At 69.2% G+C, this 19,231-nt stretch carries 20 protein-coding genes; 12 read left to right on the forward strand and 8 right to left on the reverse strand.

Annotated elements, in window-relative coordinates:
• Positions 1-4: 4 nt before the first annotated feature.
• On the forward strand, positions 5-256 hold the full coding sequence (locus ACWCO2_RS14905) for a DUF3039 domain-containing protein (RefSeq protein WP_450128281.1): 252 nt from the start codon (positions 5-7) through the stop codon (positions 254-256).
• 26 nt (positions 257-282) lie between these two features.
• On the opposite strand, the gene ACWCO2_RS14910 is transcribed toward ACWCO2_RS14905, so the two are convergent.
• Entirely contained in the window at positions 283-1,377 is a 1,095-nt protein-coding gene (locus ACWCO2_RS14910) for a YihY/virulence factor BrkB family protein (protein ID WP_450128282.1), read from the reverse strand.
• 299 nt (positions 1,378-1,676) lie between these two features.
• On the opposite strand from ACWCO2_RS14910, the gene ACWCO2_RS14915 reads away from it, so the two are divergent.
• Entirely contained in the window at positions 1,677-3,452 is a 1,776-nt protein-coding gene (locus tag ACWCO2_RS14915; protein WP_450128283.1) for a DEAD/DEAH box helicase, read from the forward strand.
• Positions 3,453-3,531: 79 nt separating this feature from the next.
• Positions 3,532-4,743: a cysteine desulfurase-like protein gene (locus ACWCO2_RS14920; protein ID WP_450128284.1), complete on the forward strand. Its 1,212-nt coding sequence runs from the start codon at positions 3,532-3,534 to the stop codon at positions 4,741-4,743.
• Between the two features lie 71 nt (positions 4,744-4,814).
• On the opposite strand, the gene ACWCO2_RS14925 is transcribed toward ACWCO2_RS14920, so the two are convergent.
• The 3 genes from ACWCO2_RS14925 to ppgK form a co-directional block, all read right to left on the reverse strand.
• Positions 4,815-5,000 (reverse strand): DUF7455 domain-containing protein, encoded by a 186-nt coding sequence (locus ACWCO2_RS14925; protein WP_270947977.1) that lies wholly within the window; start codon positions 4,998-5,000, stop codon positions 4,815-4,817.
• A 608-nt stretch (positions 5,001-5,608) separates the two neighbouring features.
• Positions 5,609-7,027 (reverse strand): RNA polymerase sigma factor, encoded by a 1,419-nt coding sequence (locus ACWCO2_RS14930; protein WP_450128331.1) that lies wholly within the window; start codon positions 7,025-7,027, stop codon positions 5,609-5,611.
• A gap of 226 nt (positions 7,028-7,253) precedes the next feature.
• Positions 7,254-8,012 (reverse strand): polyphosphate--glucose phosphotransferase, encoded by a 759-nt coding sequence (gene ppgK, locus ACWCO2_RS14935; RefSeq protein WP_450128285.1) that lies wholly within the window; start codon positions 8,010-8,012, stop codon positions 7,254-7,256.
• A 96-nt stretch (positions 8,013-8,108) separates the two neighbouring features.
• Between ppgK and ACWCO2_RS14940 the strand changes: the two genes are divergently transcribed.
• On the forward strand, positions 8,109-8,903 hold the full coding sequence (locus ACWCO2_RS14940; protein WP_450128286.1) for an inositol monophosphatase family protein: 795 nt from the start codon (positions 8,109-8,111) through the stop codon (positions 8,901-8,903).
• Positions 8,904-8,954: 51 nt separating this feature from the next.
• Here the strand turns inward: ACWCO2_RS14940 and cei are convergent, their stop codons facing one another.
• Positions 8,955-9,656, reverse strand: a complete 702-nt coding sequence (cei, locus tag ACWCO2_RS14945) for an envelope integrity protein Cei (protein ID WP_450128287.1) — start codon at positions 9,654-9,656, stop codon at positions 8,955-8,957.
• A gap of 459 nt (positions 9,657-10,115) precedes the next feature.
• On the opposite strand from cei, the gene ACWCO2_RS14950 reads away from it, so the two are divergent.
• Entirely contained in the window at positions 10,116-10,415 is a 300-nt protein-coding gene (locus ACWCO2_RS14950; protein ID WP_270947973.1) for a DUF4193 domain-containing protein, read from the forward strand.
• Positions 10,416-10,498: 83 nt separating this feature from the next.
• Here the strand turns inward: ACWCO2_RS14950 and ACWCO2_RS14955 are convergent, their stop codons facing one another.
• Complete coding sequence (locus ACWCO2_RS14955) at positions 10,499-11,005, reverse strand: DUF3093 domain-containing protein (protein WP_450128288.1); 507 nt, start codon at positions 11,003-11,005, stop codon at positions 10,499-10,501.
• 24 nt (positions 11,006-11,029) lie between these two features.
• On the opposite strand from ACWCO2_RS14955, the gene dut reads away from it, so the two are divergent.
• From dut to ACWCO2_RS14980, 5 genes are all read left to right on the forward strand, one after another.
• On the forward strand, positions 11,030-11,521 hold the full coding sequence (gene dut, locus ACWCO2_RS14960; RefSeq protein WP_450128289.1) for a dUTP diphosphatase: 492 nt from the start codon (positions 11,030-11,032) through the stop codon (positions 11,519-11,521).
• 4 nt (positions 11,522-11,525) lie between these two features.
• A complete protein-coding gene (locus ACWCO2_RS14965) occupies positions 11,526-12,164 on the forward strand; it encodes a DUF3710 domain-containing protein (protein WP_450128290.1) in 639 nt (212 codons plus the stop codon).
• Between the two features lie 57 nt (positions 12,165-12,221).
• The gene (locus tag ACWCO2_RS14970) at positions 12,222-12,851 is read left to right on the forward strand and encodes a LysE family translocator (RefSeq protein ID WP_450128291.1); all 630 of its coding nucleotides are present in this window, start codon (positions 12,222-12,224) and stop codon (positions 12,849-12,851) included.
• Positions 12,852-13,100: 249 nt separating this feature from the next.
• A complete protein-coding gene (locus tag ACWCO2_RS14975; RefSeq protein WP_450128292.1) occupies positions 13,101-13,478 on the forward strand; it encodes an OB-fold nucleic acid binding domain-containing protein in 378 nt (125 codons plus the stop codon).
• Positions 13,475-14,245 (forward strand): DUF3159 domain-containing protein, encoded by a 771-nt coding sequence (locus ACWCO2_RS14980; RefSeq protein ID WP_450128293.1) that lies wholly within the window; start codon positions 13,475-13,477, stop codon positions 14,243-14,245. The genes ACWCO2_RS14975 and ACWCO2_RS14980 overlap by 4 nt, the downstream gene beginning before the upstream one ends.
• Before the next feature lie 148 nt (positions 14,246-14,393).
• Here ACWCO2_RS14980 and ACWCO2_RS14985 read toward each other — a convergent pair whose 3' ends face one another.
• Both ACWCO2_RS14985 and ACWCO2_RS14990 read right to left on the reverse strand, forming a co-directional pair.
• A complete protein-coding gene (locus tag ACWCO2_RS14985; RefSeq protein ID WP_450128294.1) occupies positions 14,394-15,059 on the reverse strand; it encodes a potassium channel family protein in 666 nt (221 codons plus the stop codon).
• Positions 15,059-15,724 carry a potassium channel family protein gene (locus ACWCO2_RS14990; RefSeq protein WP_450128295.1) on the reverse strand — a complete coding sequence of 222 codons (666 nt, stop codon included), beginning with the start codon at positions 15,722-15,724 and terminating at the stop codon, positions 15,059-15,061. Before ACWCO2_RS14990 ends, ACWCO2_RS14985 begins: the two co-directional genes overlap by 1 nt.
• Positions 15,725-15,960: 236 nt before the next feature.
• Here ACWCO2_RS14990 and ACWCO2_RS14995 point away from each other — a divergent pair, with 236 nt between their 5' ends.
• Together ACWCO2_RS14995 and ACWCO2_RS15000 are read left to right on the forward strand one after the other, a co-directional pair.
• Positions 15,961-17,997 (forward strand): APC family permease, encoded by a 2,037-nt coding sequence (locus tag ACWCO2_RS14995; protein WP_450128296.1) that lies wholly within the window; start codon positions 15,961-15,963, stop codon positions 17,995-17,997.
• Complete coding sequence (locus tag ACWCO2_RS15000; RefSeq protein ID WP_450128297.1) at positions 17,969-19,207, forward strand: class I SAM-dependent RNA methyltransferase; 1,239 nt, start codon at positions 17,969-17,971, stop codon at positions 19,205-19,207. Before ACWCO2_RS14995 ends, ACWCO2_RS15000 begins: the two co-directional genes overlap by 29 nt.
• Positions 19,208-19,231 lie beyond the last annotated feature (24 nt).

A 19,231-nucleotide genomic window follows, 5' to 3' on the forward strand; every position in this document is an offset into this window, starting at 1 on the left:
GGGCATGAGCACGATGACGCTGCCGGAGACCGATACCCGGACCGAGACCACTGATCAGACCAGTGACGACCGGCCGGAGATGTTCCACTACGTGCAGAAGAACAAGATCGCCGAGAGCGCGGTCATGGGCACGCACGTGGTGGCGCTGTGCGGTGAGGTCTTCCCGGTCACCAAGTCGCCGAAGCCGGGGTCGCCGGTCTGCCCGGACTGCAAGGAGATCTTCAACTCCCTGCCGCCCGGCGGCGACAAGGAATAGACGCTGACCGCAACCGCGCGGGGCGCTCAGCCACCGCGCGGTTCGGCCTGCTTGCGCAGCTTCGGCAGCGGTATGCCGTTGCGCGGTAGCTCCACCGTCTCGCCCTTGACGGGCTTCTCGGGCGCCTCGTGCTCCGCCGGTTCCTCCGGCGCGCTCTCCTCGTCCGCGGTCTGGCCGTTACGCCACGCGCGGTAACCCTCTTCGGTGTGCATGCGCTGCGCGAGGCGCTTCATCTCCAGCCGCCGCCACCGGCGGCGCTCCCGACGCGTCATCTTCGCCGGGTACATCTCCTGGATCGCGTTGTTGAACTGGGCGCCCATGATGATCGCCAGGCCGATGAAGAACGCGAACAGCAGGAACGCGATCGGGGTGGCCAGCGCGCCGTAGGTGTAGCCGGTGCCGGTGACCCAGGTGATGTAGAGCCGCAGGCCGATGCTCGAGCACAAGAACAGCACCATCGCCAGCAGCGCGCCGGGCAGGCCGCGGTGCCAGGGCAGCTTGCGCGGGACCGCCACCTTGTACAGCGTGGCCAGCGCCACGACCAGCCCGATCGCGGTCGCTGGGTAGTAGAAGATCTGGATCAGCCAGGCGATGTCGTCCTGGTAGTCGCGCGGGAAGACCGTCGGCAACCAGTTCGGGCCGAGCGCGATGATCGGCAGCCCGACCACCGCGAGCACCAGGCACACCAGGTACAGCAGCAGCGCGAAGATCCGCTGCCAGACGCTGTTGCGCACTAGGTACTGGTTGTAGGCCATGGTGATCGAGTCGACCAGCGACGCCAGCGCGGACGAGCCCGCCCACAGCGACAGCAGGAAGCCGACCGAGACGATCTCGCCCTTGCCCTTGGTCAGGATGTCGGCGACCGTCGGGCCGATGATCTGGTCCACCACGTTCTGGGTGAACACGGTTCGGGAGAAGGCCAGGATCTTGCCATGCACCGCGTCGACGACCGACGGGCCGAACCAGTCCCCGAGGAAGCCCAGGCTGCCCAGCAGACCCAGCAGCAGCGGCGGCATCGACAGCGTCTGCCAGAACGCGGCGGCCGCCGATTCGGAGAAGATGTTGTCCCACCATGCCTTGTCCAGGGTGCGGGCGATCAACCGCAGTGGTCCTCGTCGCACCGGGGCGTCCCGCGGTGCGGTGGCTGCACTGCGTCCCCGGCTGTCTGGCGAATTCAGCGAACCCATGGCACCCATAAGGATGCTGCATCGGCCCGGCCGATGAGCGCCGACCCGGAAAAACGGTGTGTCGCATTCGTCTCCACGCGGCCTTGCCGGTGAAGATCGAGGCGCGCAGGTAAGCTGCACGACGGCCCGCAGCGAGTCGACGAAGTCCAGTTCGCGGGTGTTCGCAGGGCGGTGCCATGGCTCGCCCTCGCCATTCAGGTATGGGGAGACCTAGGAAGGAGCGGCGAGCCGGCGTGTCCGAAGCGCAACTCGACAATCCAGTCCGATCCGTGCTCAGCGACCCCTCGCAGACTTCTTCTCGGCCACTGCGCGCCTGGCAGCGCAGAGCGCTCACGAAGTACTTGTCGACCCGCCCGCAGGACTTCCTGGCGGTCGCGACGCCGGGCGCGGGCAAGACGACCTTCGGACTTCGGGTCGCGGCGGAGCTGCTGGCCGACCGCACGGTCGAGGCGGTCACGGTCGTTGCCCCCACTGAGCACCTCAAGCACCAGTGGGCGTTAGCGGCGGCCAGCGCGGGCATCGCGCTGGACTCGAACTTCCGCAACGCCGACGGCATCACCTCCAGCGACTACCAGGGCGTCGTCGTCACCTACGCGCAGGTCGCGGCCCACGAGGCCCTGCACCGGGTGCGCACCGAGCGCCGCAAGACGCTGGTGATACTCGACGAGGTGCACCACGCGGGCGACGCGAAGTCCTGGGGCGACGCGATCCGGGAGGCGTTCACCCCGGCCGTGCGGCGGCTGGCGCTGACCGGTACGCCGTTCCGAAGCGACGACTCGCCGATCCCGTTCATCGGCTACGAGCCCGACGCCGACGGTTCGCTGCGCAGCCGCGCCGACCACTCCTACGGCTACTCGGACGCGCTCAACGACGGCGTGGTCCGGCCGGTGGTCTTCCTGGCCTACTCGGGCGAGGCGCGGTGGCGCACCAGCGCCGGTGACGAGTTCAGCGCCCGCCTCGGCGAGCCGCTGACGGCCGAGCAGACCGCCCGCGCCTGGCGCACCGCCCTGGACCCGGCGGGGGAGTGGATCCCGTCCGTGCTGCGGGCTGCGGACACGCGGTTGGCGCAGCTGCGCAAGAGCGGCGTGCCCGATGCCGGTGGTCTGGTGATTGCCACCGACCACGTCACCGCCAAGGCCTACGCCAAGACCCTCCACAAGCTCACCGGCGACGAGCCGGTGGTGGTGCTCTCCGACGACCCGCAGGCCTCCAGCCGGATCGCCGAGTTCGCCGAATCCGACGACCGGTGGATGGTCGCGGTCCGAATGGTGAGCGAAGGCGTCGACGTGCCGCGGCTGGCCGTCGGCGTGTACGCCACCAGCGCCTCGACCCCGCTGTTCTTCGCCCAGGCCATCGGCCGCTTCGTGCGGTCCCGGAAGCCAGGGGAGACGGCCAGCGTCTTCCTGCCCAGCGTGCCGGTGCTGCTGGAGCTGGCCAGCCAGCTGGAAGCCCAGCGCGACCACGTCCTGGGCAAGCCGCACCGGGAGAAGGACGGCTGGGACGACGAGCTGCTCGCCCAGGCCAACCGCAAGGAGGACGAGCCCGGCGAGGAGGAGAAGTCGTTCACCGCGCTCGGCGCTGAAGCCGAGCTGGACCAGGTGATCTACGACGGCTCGTCGTTCGGCACCGCGGCCTTCAGCACCTCCGAGGAGGAGCAGGACTACCTCGGCCTGCCGGGCCTGCTGGAACCCGACCAGATGCGGGCGCTGCTGCGCCAGCGCCAGTCCAAGCAGCTCGACGACGTCGCCAAGCGCGAGGCCAACGCGAAGGCGGCGAAGGCCGCCGAGCAAGCCGAGCAGCGCGCGAACGCGAAGCCGCAGAGCGTGCAGGAGCGGTTGGCGAAGCTCCGCAAGGAGCTGAACACCCTGGTGTCGCTGCACCACCACCGGACCCGCAAGCCGCACGGCAAGATCTACAACGAGCTGCAGAAGTCCTGCGGCGGCCCGCCGACGGCGATGGCCACCGTCGAACAGCTCGAAGAGCGAATCGCCACCCTCCGCTCCTGGTGAAATTACAGTTTCAATTGAAACTGTGAAGTGGCCCGTTCGGCGCAGCGTGCGGTCGTGACCGGTCTCTTAGGGTCGGCGCATGGGTTTCGACGTGGAGAAGGTCCGGGCGCAGTACCCGGCGCTGGCGGACGGCAGGGCTTGGTTGGACGGCGCGGCGGGCACCCAGGTGCCGCAGCCGGTGATCGACGCCGTCACCGATGCCTACCGGATCGGGATGTCCAACGTGGGCGGGCCGTACGAGTCCAGCCGCCGGGCGGGCGGGGTCGTCGCCGAGGCTCGGGCGGCCGTGGCCGACCTGGTAGGGGCGCCCGATCCCGCGTGCGTGGTGTTCGGCCCGAGCATGACTGCGTTGACCTACCGGTTCGCCGCCGCGTTGGTCGACGGCTGGCGGCCCGGTGACGAGGTCGTGGTGACCCAGCTGGACCACGACGCCAACGTCCGGCCGTGGATCCAGCACGCGCAGCGCGCGGGCGCGACGGTGCGCGTGGCGGAGCTGGACCCGATGACCGGCGAACTGCCCGCGCAGCGCGTCACCGACCTCATCGGCGAACGCACCAAGCTGGTCGCGGTCACCGCGGCGTCAAACGTGCTGGGCACCATGCCGGACCTGCGGACGATCACGGACCGGGCCCGTCAGGTGGGCGCGATCTCCTACGTCGACGGCGTGCAGCACTGCCCGCACGCCCACGTGCAGCTCGCGGAGCTGGGCGCGGACTTCTACGCGACCAGCGCCTACAAGTGGGCGGGACCGCACCTGGCCGCGGTGGTGGCCGGGGACCCGTGGTCGTTGGAGAACCTGCACCCGGACAAGCTCAAGCCGTCGCCGGACACCTCACCGGACCGCTTCGAACTCGGCACCAACCCGTTCGCCGCCATGGTCGGCGTCGTCGCCGCAGTGGAGCACCTGGCCGAGCTCGACTCCGACGCCGACGGCAGCCGGGCCGAGCGTCTGGCGGTCTCCCGCCGCGCTGTTCTGGCCCACGAGGACGCCTTGGCCAGGACGTTGTTCGACGGGATCGCGGCGTTGGACGGTGCGGTGCGCTACGGCGCTCCGCAGGGCCGGTGCACGCCCACTGCCTTCTTCGGGCTGCGGGGGCTGGAGCCGTCGGCGGTGGCCGAACAGTTGGCCGAGCGGGGGCTCAACGTCTCCTACGGCCACTCCTACGCCTGGGAGGCGGTGCACGCGCTCGGCATCGGCCCGAAGGGCGGCGTGCGGGCGAGCCTGTCGCACTACACGAACGAGTCCGACGTCCGACGGCTCCTCGAAGCCCTCAGCGACCTCACCGCCTGACCGGCGCCGGAAAGAGACCGTGCCCCCGCAGGAAGCCCTGCGGGGGCACGGTCATCTCGTCTTGCGGGTGTTTACTGCTCGCCCTGCTGGAGGTCGGCCTGCACCTCGCGCAGTCCGTCCTCGTAGGCGCGGGCGTGGTGCCCGCAGAACAGAAGCTCGCTACCGGATGGCAATACGGCGCGAAGCTTGGCAGCGGCCCCGCAGCGGTCGCAGCGGTCGGCGGCGGTCAGCTCGGGGCGGGTGAGCGTTCCCGGCATCGTGATCTCCCTCCGTCCCGGCGTCGGTTTCATCCGACGCCCTCGATCCTGCTACGACCACCGGTGGCCCACTGGCTGCGGGGTCGGTGCTCGTTGCCTCCACTCTTCCAGACGCTCGAGCGCTAGTCAGTGTTCCCGCGCCGACCGGCGACGGTCGTCACTATGAAGCACCCGGTTGCAGCAGCGCTGTTCGCGGAACGTGATCGAATCCGCGAAAACCCTTGTGACAAGGGAAAATGCGGTTCCGGTTGCGATCAGAGCGGAGTCCGGTGTGGACCTTATTCCAGACATTCGGTGTTTCAGATCACAGAACAGGCGGTGATCGGTGAACGCCGTTTCCGCTGGAAGCGAACAACGAATCTCACGAGTTGGACCGCTCCTGCTGCCGAACGGACGCCGAACACGTCGCGAACAGCGGCCCGAACCGTCGACCAAACGGTCGATGGCCAGGCTTAAGTCGGAACGCGCTGATGGGGCGGAGCACCGGGAACGCCTCCGATCCGGTCGGAGCGCGGAACGGTTCGCAGGCGCGGCTGAGCGCTCGTTCTCGCGAATGAAAAATGCCGCCGCCCGCAGAGCGCGGGCAGCGGCATTCTTCGGGAAGGAACTCAGTCCAGGTAGTCGCGGAGCACCTGGGAGCGCGACGGGTGGCGCAGCTTCGACATCGTCTTCGACTCGATCTGCCGGATGCGCTCGCGGGTCACGCCGTAGACCTGGCCGATCTCGTCCAGCGTGCGCGGCTGACCGTCGGTCAGGCCGAAGCGCAGGCGGACCACGCCGGCCTCGCGCTCGGACAGCGTCGCCAGCACCGACTGCAGCTGGTCCTGCAGCAGCGTGAACGACACCGCGTCGACCGCGACGACGGCCTCGGAGTCCTCGATGAAGTCACCGAGCTGGCTGTCGCCCTCGTCGCCGATGGTCTGGTCCAGGGAAATCGGCTCCCGGGCGTACTGCTGGATCTCCAGCACCTTCTCCGGGGTGATGTCCATTTCCTTGGCGAGCTCTTCAGGCGTGGGCTCGCGGCCCAGGTCCTGCAGCAGCTCACGCTGGATGCGACCGAGCTTGTTGATCACCTCGACCATGTGCACCGGGATGCGGATGGTGCGAGCCTGGTCGGCCATGGCGCGGGTGATGGCCTGCCGGATCCACCAGGTGGCGTAGGTGGAGAACTTGTAGCCCTTGGTGTAGTCGAACTTCTCGACCGCGCGGATCAGACCGAGGTTGCCCTCCTGGATCAGGTCCAGGAACGCCATGCCGCGGCCGGTGTAGCGCTTGGCGAGGCTGACCACGAGTCGGAGGTTGGCCTCCAGCAGGTGGTTCTTGGCGCGCTCGCCGTCCCGCACGATCCAGCGCAGGTCGCGCCGCATCTGGGTGGTGAGCTGCTCGCCGGACTCCTCGATCTGCCGGATGCGCTCGGCGCCGTAGAGGCCGGCCTCGATGCGCTTGGCCAGCTCGACTTCTTCCTCGGCGTTGAGCAGCGCGACCTTGCCGATCTGCTTCAGGTACGCGCGCACCGAGTCGGCGGAGGCGGTCAGCTCGGCGTCCTTGCGCGCCTGGCGCAGCGCCTCGGACTCCTCCTCGTCCCAGACGAAGTCGCCGGACTCCTTGGAGTTCTCGTCCGGAACCGGCTCTTCTGGGATCTCCACCTCGACTTCGGCCAGGTCGGCGACGTCCGGGGAGGTCAAGTCGGTCTCGATCGGTTCGTCGAGCTCCATGCCCTCGCCGCTGCCCTTGGCGGAAGCCGACTTGGTCGACTTCTTGGCCGGGGCCTTGGCGCCCTTCTTGGCCGCCGCGGTCTTCGGGGCGGCCTTGCGGGTCGTCGACTTCGCACCCGTTGAGCTCTTGGTGCTCTTCCGCGCGGCGGTGCTCTTCGTCTGCGCGTCGTCAGACGAAGCAGCCGCCTCCGAAGCTGGGGTGGCCTGGGACTGGCCCGACTCGGACTGGGCACCGCCGGTTGCGGCGGAGCTGGAGCGTCGGGTTGCGGTTTCTGCGGCTGCCACGTACGCCCTTTCGCGACGGTCGATCAGGGCTGGCCGGAGGGCGCGAAACCTCGGCCGCCAAAGGTCGGGTAACAACCCACCGGACTCCAGTCCCTGCGCGGAAGGGGAGAACACCAGGTGAAACCGGTGCTTTCTCCTCACGGAAGGGCCTCGAACCAAGTGGGCCGTGTTCCATTGTAACTGCGATCCGGGGGTGCGGTTCCGCTGCAAGGCGCAGTCCGCGCGTCCCGTCGTGTGCTAGAAGACCCCTGAGTCAGGCGTTGTTGCTGGTAGCGGCGGTAGCGGCGCCGACGATGCCCGCGTCGTTGCGCAGCGACGCGGCCACGACCGGGGTGCGGGTCTCCAGCAGCGGAATCCACTTGTGACCCTTCCTGCTGACCCCGCCGCCGGCGATGATCAGATCCGGCCACAGGAACTGCTCGAGGGCCTGGATGTAGCGGGTGACCCGCGGAGCCCACTCCGGGTAGGTCAGGTCCAGGTTGTCCTTGACCGAGGCCGCGGCCTCGGACTCAGCGTCGTGGCCGTCGACCTCGATGTGCCCGAACTCGGTGTTGGGCACCAGCTTCCCGTCGATGAACATGGCGCTGCCGATGCCGGTCCCGAAGGTCAGCACTACGACGAGCCCGCGGTGCCCGGCGCCGGCGCCGGAGCGCATCTCGGCGATCCCAGCGGCGTCGGCGTCGTTGAGCACCAGGACGTCCTCGCGGGTGCGGCCGAGCCGCTCGGCGAACAGCGTCTGCGCGTCGGTGCCGATCCAGCCCTTGTCGATGTTCGCCGCGGTGAGCGCGGTGCCGTCCTTGACGACGCACGGAAGGGTGATGCCGACCGGACCGGTCCAGGAGAACTTCTCGACGATCTCGGCGACGGCGTCGGCCACTGCGGACGGGGTCGAGGGTTGCGGGGTCGGAATCCGCATCCGCTCCTCGGCCAGCACGCCGCCTTCGACGTCGACCGGACATCCCTTGATGCCGGACCCGCCGATATCCACGCCGAAACCGCGGGCAGTCCCCATGGCTGATCCTTCCTATTCGATTCAGATCGAGGTGTGCAGACCTTAACCGGGTTGTGTTGCGATGTGAGCGTGGGATTGGCAACTGAGGTAGACGCAATGGCGTTGCGCGAGGTCGCGGTGCAGATCGCGATCGAAGCCGCCAAACTGGCCCGCACCGTGCGTGACGAAGCAGTCACCAGGGGTGTTGACACGAAGAGTACCGAAACCGATGTCGTGACGGCCGGTGATCGCGCGGTCGAGCGGCTGGTCCGCGAGCGGCTCGCCGAGCTGCGCCCCGGTGAATCGGTGCTCGGCGAGGAAGAGGGAGGGGAGGAAGCGCTCGAGGGGCTGCGCTGGGTCGTCGACCCGATCGACGGCACGGTCAACTACCTGTACGGATTCCCCTGGTACTCGGTGTCGCTGGCCGCGCAGGTCGACGGGCGTTCGGTGGCTGGCGCGGTGGTCGAGCCGGTATCCGGACGGGTCTGGAGCGCAGCCCTCGGGCACGGCGCGTTCCTGGACGGCGAGCGCCTGCACGTTTCGGCCGCCGATCGGCTGGACCTGTCGCTGGTCGGCACCGGCTTCGCCTACGACGCCGAACGCCGCAAGGCGCAGGCGGCGGTCGTGGGCGAGCTGATGGGGCAGGTGCGCGACATCCGCCGCGCCGGTGTGGCGTCGCTGGACCTGTGCGCGGTCGGCGCGGGCTGGCTGGACGGCATGTACGAGGTCGGCTTGAAGCGGTGGGACTGGGCGGCCGGTGCGCTGGTCGCCGAAGAGGCCGGTGCCCAATTGCGCCTGCCCGAGCGCGGCACCACCGACGACCTGGGTGACGAAATGCTCATCTGCGCCACACCTGGCATCGCCGAGGAGCTCACCGGAGCGCTCCGCGAAGCCGACGCAGGTCAGGTCTGAGCAGCAGTTCGAGATCGTGAGCGCGCGGACCCTTCCGCGCGCTCACGGCGCTCAGCAGTGGACGTCGCGGGCCTTCTCCAGCAGGTCCTTGCTGATCTGCGGAGGTGAGACCTCCTGGTGCGCCCCGCCCTGCTGGTCGCGCTGCGGGACCCAGTTCTCCAGCTCCTGGAGCACCTGCTTGGCCTCGGAGGTGGTCTTGATGTCCTTGAACTTCTTCCCGAGCGCGAAGTCGACGCTGGCGTCTGGCCGCTCGTCGCGGACCAGCTGAGCGCACGGCGTGATCAGGCTCAGCGTGCGGGCCGCGCTCGCCCCGGCGGCGCCGAAGCGGATCTGGCCATGGCACTTCAGGTCGTAGTTGACGTAGGACGGGTCGTTGTCCGCGCCGCCCTTGGCGAAGCCGAGACTGGCCAGCTCACTGCTGACCAGGGTGGCCTGCCGGGCCTCCCCGTTGCCGTTGAGCACCCGCACCTGCACGTCCTGGGGCGGGATCGGGTTGGTCGAGTCCAGCGCGTCACGCTTGAGCATGCTGCCCAGCGGCGCCTGCTCGGGCATCGGCTCACCGGCCGGCGAGGCGGTCGGTGGTGTCGGCGGGGGGCAGGTGGTGGCGGCTTCGATGTCCAGCACGGAGTCGAAAACGCGCGTCCACAGGAACCCGGCTGCCACCACGAGGCAGACGAGCACCAGCAGAGCGGGCAGTGGTCGACGGCGCCGGTACCCGGCTCGTCGTCCCCCTCTTGCACCAACGGCTGCCACGACCCGCCCCTCCTTGGATGCTCCTACCAGTGCACTGGATCAAGCCTATGCGCAGAACCCCCGTCGTGCGGCGCCGGAGGCAGTAGCTGTGTCGCGGCGGGCCCAACACCACCGCTGAATCGATGTGGTCGGGCTGAATTGCCAGCGCACGGCATCGCAGGACGTCCTGGCGGGCAACCGATGGCGACAGCCGGATGTCGTGCCGGATCGATCTCCGGGAGGCTGTGGATGCAGTGAACACCACACCTATGGGTGACCTGCTGCATGTGCGGATCCGCCATGAGCTACCCTCTCGGCGCCTCACGGAGTGCCGGATGAGGCAAGTCGCTCATAACGGGGGAACTGAACGCGTTGCAGGGCGAGACCACGATCACTGCGCCACCGGGCACAAATCCTGGTCCTGGAACGTTTACCAGCGGCACACCATTGCAGTCTCCACAAACGCAGGGGTGAATCACGATGGCGACCGACTACGACGCTCCGCGCCGCGAGTCCGAGGATATGGCCGAGGACTCGTTGGAGGAGCTGAAGGCGCGACGCAACGATGCGCAATCGGGCGTCGTCGACGAGGACGAAGGGGCGATCGCGGAGAACTTCGAACTCCCGGGTGCGGACCTGTCCGGCGAGGAGATGACCGTCAAGGTCCTCCCCAAGCAGGCGGACGAGTTCACGTGCGCGAGCTGCTTCCTCGTTCATCACCGCAGTCGACTGGCCGAGACCAAGAACGGCCAGTTCATCTGCCGCGACTGCGCTGCCTGAGCACGCAGACGTCGACGAAACCGGGAAGTGGCTGGGCACACGCAGGGCGTGTGCCCAGTTTTCTTTCCCCCGCTCGAACCAGGTCAGCTCTTGCCCAGCGCCTCGATGAGCTCTTCGGGGCGCCGGGTGCTGACCACCCAGTACGGGGTCGGGTCGTTCGCGTCGTCCAACCAGATCCGCACCGAGGTGCGGATCGAGGAGCGGTGCACCATGAACGCGGCCGGATCCAGGTCCGGACCCAGTGCCTTGCGCCGCTCCTGCGGCGCGATGACCTCGACCTCGTCGATGAACCGCAGCGGCAGGTGCGCGTCACCCACCCACAGCTCGCCGCCGAGGACTTCCACCTTGGTGCGACCCAGCCACAGCGGGATGGCGATCGCCAACGGCACCAGCACCGCGTACGGCAGCCACGCCCGCACGCCTGGGTAGCCCATGTGCACCTGCGCGGCCATCAGCACGGCACCGATCATGGGCAACGGCCAGGACCACCAGGCCGCGTACAGCCGCTCCCGGTACACCGGGGGCTCCGTCGAATTCGCCTGACCGGGCATGTCCCCGCTCGTGCTGGCCGCTTCTACGCTTTCCGACACGACTTCAGGGTAGTCTCGCCGCCCGTGTCGAACGTGAAGGTCCTGCTGACCCGACTTGACCCCGACGTGCCGCTGCCGGCCTACGCCAAACCCGGCGACGCCGGCGCGGACCTGGTGACGACCAGCGACCTGGTGCTCGAACCCGGCGAACGCGCGGTGGTGGGCACCGGCATCGCGCTGGCGCTGCCCGAGGGCTACGCCGGTTTCGTGCACCCGCGCTCCGGACTGGCCGCCAAGGCCGGCTTGAGCGTGGTCAACGCGCCGGGCACGGTCGATTCCGGGTACCGCGGTGAGATCAAGGTCTGCCTGATCAATCATGATCGGGACAACTCGCTGTCGCTGCAGCGCGGCGACCGGATCGCCCAGCTCGTCGTGCAGAAGGTCGAGCACGCGGTGTTCCAGGAGGTCGACGAGCTGCCCGCGTCGCAGCGGGGCGCCGGGGGCTACGGGTCCACCGGCGGGCACCAGGTGCTGGCGGTCTCGGGAACCGAGGCCGGTCACGGGACGGAGGGCTGAGGGGATGTTCGGATTGGGCCGCGGTCGGGGCAAGCGCGCCGACGACGTGGTTGAGGAGTCAGCGGTCGAAGCCGAGGACGTCGTGGAGCGCGGACCGTTCGACGAGACCGAGGCGCCCGAGGACGAGGTGGAGCGCCTCGACCTGGGCTCGGTGCGGTTGCCGGTGCCCGAGGGCGGCCAGCTCCAGGTCGAGGTCGACCCGTCGGGTCCGGTGCGCGCAGTGCACCTGGTCACCCCGGTCGGTCGGCTGACCGTGAGCGCGTTCGCCGCACCGCGCAGCAACGGTCTGTGGAACGAGGTCAGCGGCGAGCTCACCGAGCAGCTGCGCAAGGACGGCGCCCGGGTGCACACCGAGGAGGGCGACTGGGGCGTCGAGTTGGTGGCCGATTCGCCGAAGGCCGCGCTGCGGTTCATCGGCGTGGACGGCCCGCGCTGGCTGCTGCGCGGCGTCGCGGCCGGGCCGGCGGAGTCCGCCGAGGACTGCGCGAAGCTGCTGTACGCGGTGCTCGACGAGACGATCGTGGTGCGCGGCACCGACCCGATGCCGGTGCGCACCCCGCTGCCCATCGAGCTGCCGGAGGCGATCCTGCGCCACATCCAGCAGGCCCAGCAGGCCGAGGCCAACGGTCAGGCCCCGCAGTGACCGGACTCGGACGCCGTCCCGGCACCGGGGCGACGTCCGAGCCGCTACGTTGGGCGGGTGCCGAACGCTGCTGAATGGTGGGTCTACCTCGGTGCCGCGCTGCTGATCGCCTTCGCGCCGGGGCCGGGAATCCTCTACGTCCTGGCCCGGAGCATCCGCGGCGGTTCCCGGGAGGGGGTGCGTTCGGCGATGGGCAACGGCCTCGGGGCGTCTGTGCACGTGCTGGCCGCGGCCGTCGGGCTCTCGGCGCTGCTGATGGCTTCGGCGGTGGCGTTCACCGCGGTGAAGCTCATCGGGGCTGCGTATCTCATCTACCTGGGCGCACGCGCGCTCTGGGAGCTGCGCAAGGGCTCGGGTGAGCAGGCTCAGGACTCGCCGCGGCAGCGCGGCTCGGCGGTGGTGCAGGGCTTCTTCACCGAGCTGTTCAACCCGAAGACCGCCGTGTTCTTCCTTGCCTTCCTGCCGCAGTTCGTGCACCCGGAGCAGGGCTCGGCGACGTTGGCGTTCCTGGTGCTCGGACTGATCTTCGTGGTGTTCGCCATCTCGGCTGACCTGCTGGTGGCCGCGTTCGCGGGTCCGCTGGCGGCCAAGCTGGCCCGAAACCCGCGCTGGTGGCGGCGTCAACAGGTGGTCAGCGGCAGCACCCTGATCGGCCTAGGCGGGGCGCTCGCGCTGTCCCAGAACTGAAGGCTGTCGTCAACTCGGTTTGCGTGGCAGTGCAGGTCTCAGACGCCGTCTGAGAACCCGCGGCGGTGCAAGCACCGAGGCTAAACGCCTTCGGCGTTTCAAAGAAGAAGCAAGCCAGCCTCGATGTTGATCCGATCGAGCGATCAAGTTCGCAATCCCGCCGGAGGCGGGACCCTGCGTCCGATGGCCGCTACGCTGGGGGTGCACGGGCTGCGCGAGTCGAGCCCCGAGGGCGCACAGGAGCGCTAGATGAGTAAGAGCGAGGGCGGCTACTGGCGTCGCCTCGTACGGCGCTTGACCAGTGACGTCGCCGAGCTGGACGCCGACGACCTGTCGGAGCGGTCCCTGGCCGGTGGAGCGCAGCCGGCAAGCGACTGCAAGTGCGGTCAGGCGGCCGTCGTGCTCGGGCGGGTCCGCAGCGTCGGGCTGTGCCCGAAGGCATCGGCGCCGACGCTGGAGGCCGAGCTCTTCGACGGCACCGAGGACGTCACGCTGGTGTGGCTGGGTCGCCGCCGGATCGCTGGCATCGAACCGGGCCGCATCATCAAGGCCCGTGGCCGGATCGCGGTTCGAGACGGCCGCAAGGTGCTTTACAACCCCTACTACGAGTTGCAGAACACCGCATGAGCGAACGCGATGCAGCGGCTGCCGGGCTCTCCGCCCAGGACGCGGCCGAGAAGCAGTCGGACACTGGCGAGCAGCAGGCCACTGGAGCCGAGAACACCTTGTTGGAGCAGATGGGCGGGGTCAGCGGACTGGCCTACTCCGCCGTGCCCATCGTGGCTTTCGTGGTGGTCAGCTCCTTCATGAGCCTGATGCCGGCGATCTGGTCGGCGATCGGGGTGGCGGTGGCCATCGCGATCTTCCGGATGGTGCGCAAGGAACCGCTGCAACCGGCCATCTCGGGCGTGATCGGGGTGGCGGTGTGCTCGTTCATCGCCTACCGCTCCGGTGACGCCAAGGGCTTCTTCCTGCTGGGCATCTGGACGAGCCTGATCTACGGCGGGTTGTTCCTGGTCTCGGTGCTGGTCCGCTGGCCGCTGGTGGGCGTCGCCTGGTCGGCGCTGAACGGTCTGGGCTTCGCCTGGCGCAAGCAGAAGCGCGCGCTGCGCGGCTACGACCTGGCCACGCTGGCGTGGGTCGCCGTGTTCGCCGCGAAGTACGTCGTGCAGCAGTGGCTCTACGAGGCCGACCAGACCGGTTGGCTGGCGTTCGCCCGGATCGCGATGGGCTACCCGCTGACCGGCCTGGCGCTGATCGTCACGGTGTGGGCGATCCGGCGAGCGGCGAAGGTCGCGGAGCAGGAGAAGACCGAGGCGGAGGAATCGCCCGCGGTGAGTTCCAACCCGTCCCTCAGCTGGGATCTCGGACCAGAGCGGGGTCGTGAGTGCTGAAACCGGCTGCAACCGGCTGCAACCGGCTTTCGCACTCAACACCCCGCTCGAGTGTCTGACGACGACTTCCGCGATTTCAATGGAAATCAGACGTCTGATTTCCATGTGAAATCGTGCTGATGCGCACCCGGTCGGGTGGATTTCGGGGTCAGTCCTGCTGATCGTGGATGATCGCTCGGATCTGCTGCTCGACGTCGGCGGTGGCCACGAAGAGCAGTTCGTCGCCGATCTCCAGCGGATCGTCGGCCTGCGGCACGATGACCCGGCCACCGCGCAGGATGCTCACCAGCGCCGCGTCCGCAGGCAGCTTCAGCTCGCGGACCCGTCGCCCGGCTAGCGGCGTGGTCTCCGGCAGCGTCACCTCGACCAGGTTCGCCTGGCCTTGGCGCAAGGTCATCAACCGGACCAGGTCGCCGACGTTGACCGCTTCCTCGACCATCGCGGCCAGCATCCGGGGCGTGGACACCGCGACGTCAACGCCCCACGCCTCGGTGAACAGCCACTCGTTGAGCGGGTCGTTGACGCGGGCGACGACCCGGCGCACCGCGAACTCGGTCTTCGACAGCAGCGAGACCACCAGGTTCACCTTGTCGTCGCCGGTGGCGGCGATGACCACGTCGCAGGACTCGAGCCCCGCTTCCTCCAGCGAGGCCAGCTCGCAGGCGTCGGCCAGCATCCACTCCGCGTCGGGGATGTTCCTCGGTCGGTAGTTCGCCGCGCTGCGCTCGATGAGCAGGACTTCGTGGTCGCCTTCGAGCAGCTCCCGCGCGATGGACTGGCCGACCGCGCCGGCGCCCGCGATCGCGATGCGCATTACTCGCTCTCCTCGGGTGTGTGGCGGGCAGCCGCCGTGACGTCGGTGACGGTGCCCGACAGCGCGGCCACGTAGACCACGTCGTCGGCCTGGATGACCGTCTTGGCCTCCGGAAGCACGCCGTTGCCGAACCGCGTGATGAACGCGACCCGCGCGCCGATGGTGGATTCCACCTCGGACACCCGGTGCCCGACCCAACCCTCGTGCAGCGGCAGCTGCAGGACCGCGACGGTGCCGGACGGCTCCCGCCACGCGGTGGCCACGCCCTCGGGCAGCAGCATCCGCAGGAACCGGTCGGTGGTCCACGGAACGGTGGCCACGGTGGGGATGCCCAGGCGCTGGTAGACCTCGGCGCGCTTGGGGTCGTAGATCCGGGCGACCACGTGTTCCACGCCGAAGGTCTCGCGGGCGACCCGCGCCGAGACGATGTTGGAGTTGTCTCCGTTGGACACGGCTGCGAACGCCGTTGCCCGCTCGATGCCCGCTTCGACCAGGATGTCCTGGTCGAAGCCGTTGCCAGTGACCTGCTGGCCGCGGAAATCCTTGCCCAGACGGTGGAACGACTGGGGGTCCTTGTCGACCACGGCCACGGTGTGATCGAGCCGTTGCAGGGCGGCGGCCAGGGACGACCCGACCCGGCCGCATCCCATGATCACCACGTGCACGAGCTTCGTCTCCTCGCTGCGGGGATGTGCTGGCGTTGCGACGATCTCGCGATCGTCTGCTGACGGTACCTGGAGGACCGCGGATCCGGGTCTGGGAACGACGGCCGGTTCCGGGCTGGTGCACCGTACCGGGTGAGGTGCGGATGTGGGCAGGGGTGGCCCCGGGATGTGACCTGCTAGCAAAACGGACGGCAGAACCACCCGGTTGGCCGCGCATTGCGCTTACGCTCTGTGCCGTGTCCAAGCTCGCAACCGCAGCGAAACGGCTGATCGTCGGTCGACCGTTCCGCAGCGACCGCCTCGCGCACACGCTGCTGCCCAAGCGCATCGCGCTGCCGGTGTTCTCCTCCGACGCCATGTCCAGCGTGGCTTACGCACCGGAGGAGATCCTGCTGGTGCTCTCGGCCGCGGGCATCTCGGCTTATGCCGTGAGCCCGTGGATCGGGTTGCTCGTCGCAATCGTGATGATCACGGTGGTCGCCTCGTACCGGCAGAACGTGCGCGTCTACACCTCCGGTGGCGGCGACTACGAGGTCGCCAGCGTCAACCACGGGCGCCGGTGGGGGTTGGTGGTGGCCAGCGCCTTGCTGGTCGACTACATCCTCACCGTCGCCGTCTCGATCTCCTCGGCGGCGGCCAACATCGGCTCAGTGATCCCGTTCGTGGCCGAGCACAAGGTGCTGTTCGCGGTCGGCGCGATCGTGCTGCTCACCGCGATGAACCTGCGCGGTGTCCGGGAATCCGGTTCGCTGTTCGCGATCCCGACCTACGCCTTCGTGGTCGGCATCCTATTCATGATCATCTGGGGTTTGTTCCAGAGCTTCGTGCTCGGCGCGGACCTGCGGGCCGAGAGCGCGGGTTTCGGGTTGGTGCCCGACGAGAGCCAGACGGCCGGGGTCGCGTTCGTGTTCGTGGTGCTGCGCGCGTTCTCCTCCGGTAGCGCGGCGCTGACCGGTGTGGAGGCGATCAGCAACGGCGTACCGGCGTTCCGCAAGCCGAAGTCGCGCAACGCGGCGACCACGCTGGCGCTGATGGGCAGCATCGCCGTGGTGATGTTCCTGGGCCTGCTGTGGTTGGCCAAGTTGACCGGCGCGGTGGTCGCCGAGGATCCGGCGAGCCAGCTGATCGGCGCGCCCGAGGGCTATCAGCAGAAGACGCTGGTCGCGCAGCTGGCCGAAGCCGTCTTCCACGGTTTCCCGCCGGGCGTGTGGTACCTGGTGTTCTTCACCGGCCTGATCCTGGTGCTGGCGGCCAACACCGCGTTCAACGGTTTCCCGGTGCTCGGCTCGATCCTGGCGCAGGACCGGTTCCTGCCGCGGCAGCTGCACACCCGCGGCGACCGGCTGGCGTTCTCCAACGGCATCGTGTTCCTGGCCGCCGGTGCGGTCATCCTGGTGTTCGCCTTCCAGGCCGAGGTCACCCGGCTGATCCAGCTCTACATCGTCGGCGTGTTCGTGTCGTTCGTGCTCAGCCAGAGCGGCATGATCCGGCACTGGAACCGGAAGCTGCGCACCGAGGAGGACCCGCAGACCCGGTCCCGGATGCGGCGCGCGCAGGCCATCAACACCTTCGGTCTGTTCATGACGGCCAGCGTGCTGGTGATCGTGCTGATCACCAAGTTCACCCACGGTGCCTGGATCGCGATCGCCGCGATGGCCGCCATCTACGTGCTGATGACCGCCATCCACCGGCACTACGACCGGGTGGCCGAGGAGCTCACGCAGCAGGAAGCCGACGGGGTGCTGCCCTCGCGCAACCACGCGCTGGTCCTGGTCTCCAAGCTGCACCTGCCGACGATGCGGGCCATCGGCTACGCCCGCGCTACCCGGCCCGACGTGCTGGAGGGCGTGACGGTCAACGTCGACGACGAGGACACCCGGGCGCTGACCGCCCAGTGGCACGCGGAGAACCTGCCGGTGCCGCTGAAGGTGCTGGAATCGCCGTACCGGGAGATCACCCGACCGGTGCTGGAGTACGTCAAGCGGATCCGCCGGGACAGCCCCCGCGACGTGGTGACGGTGTTCATCCCGGAGTATGTGGTGGGGCACTGGTGGGAGCAGCTGCTGCACAACCAGAGCGCGCTGCGGCTCAAGAGCCGGCTGTTGTTCCAGCCGGGTGTGATGGTCACCAGCGTGCCGTGGCAGCTGGAGTCCTCCGATCGCATCCGTCAGAAGAAGAAGCAGCAGCTGGCCTCGATGCCCGGCGCCACGCGGCGCGGGCTGGGGGCCAACGGGAAGGGAAGCGGTGACCGGAAAACCGGACTGGACCGGTAGGCGGCTCGAAGTCGAGGTCGGTGCCGTCGCGCACGGCGGCCATTGCGTGGCGCGGTACGAGGGCCGGGTGGTGTTCGTCCGGCACGCGCTGCCCGGCGAGGTCGTGGTCGTGGAGGTCACCGAGGACGCCGGGGGAGGCTTCTGCCGCGCTGACGCGGTCGAGGTGCTGACCCCTTCCGCGGGCCGGGTGAGCCCGCCGTGCGCGCTGGCCGACATGGCGCTCGGCCGCGACCGGTGCGGTGGCTGCGACTGGCAGCACGCCTCGGGCGAGACCCAGCGCGAGCTGAAGGCGGCGGTGGTCGCTGAGCAGCTGCAGCGGATCGCCGGGATCGACTGGCCGGTGCAGGTGCGCGAGCTGCCCGGCGGATTGCTGCGCTGGCGCACGCGCGCGCGGCTGGCCGTGGACCGCAGCGGCAACGCCGGGTTCCGCGCGCACCGCAGCCACCGGGTGGTGCCGGTGGAGGACTGCCCGATCACCGCGGCGGGCGCGATGGCGGAGGTCACCGATCGCCGCTGGCGGCCGGGCGCGGAGCTGACTGCGGTCGAGGACTCGCGCGGCGAGGTCCACGTGACCGCGGTGGACCACAAGCCGAAGCGGCGGCATGCGCGTCCCGTGGCCCGGCACGTCCGCGGCGGCGAGGTGGCGCACGAGTCCGCCGCAGGACGTTCGTTCGATGTGTCGGTGCAGGGCTTTTGGCAGGTTCACCAGGCCGCGCCGGACGTCTTCAGCGAGACCGTCGCGCAGCTGGCCGCAGTGCCGGCTGGCGGTGTGGCCTGGGACCTCTACGGCGGGGTCGGTCTGTTCGCGGCGGTGCTCGCCGAGCAGGCCGGGCCGACCGGAGAAGTGCTGCTGGTGGAGTCGTCCAAGCGCGCGGTGGAAGACGCTGTGGCGAACCTCCGGGACCTCCCGCAGGTGGCGTTCCGCGCGGGCACGGTGGAGCGCGTGATGACCGACGAGGACCTGCCGACGCCCGACGTCGTGGTCCTGGACCCGCCCCGCAAGGGAGCCGGTCGCGCCGTGGTGGACGCAGTGGCCTCGCGACAGCCGTCCCGGATCGTCCATATCGCCTGCGACCCGGCGGCATTGGCCCGCGACGTCTCGCTCTACGCCGAACACGGCTACCGCCTGAGCGACCTGCAGGCCTTCGACGCGTTCCCGATGACCCACCACATCGAGTGCATCGCCCTCCTCGAGCCCGTCGACGAGTAACCGGCCTCGAACTTCCGCTTGGCG

This window comes from Saccharopolyspora sp. NPDC002376, assembly GCF_053593195.1.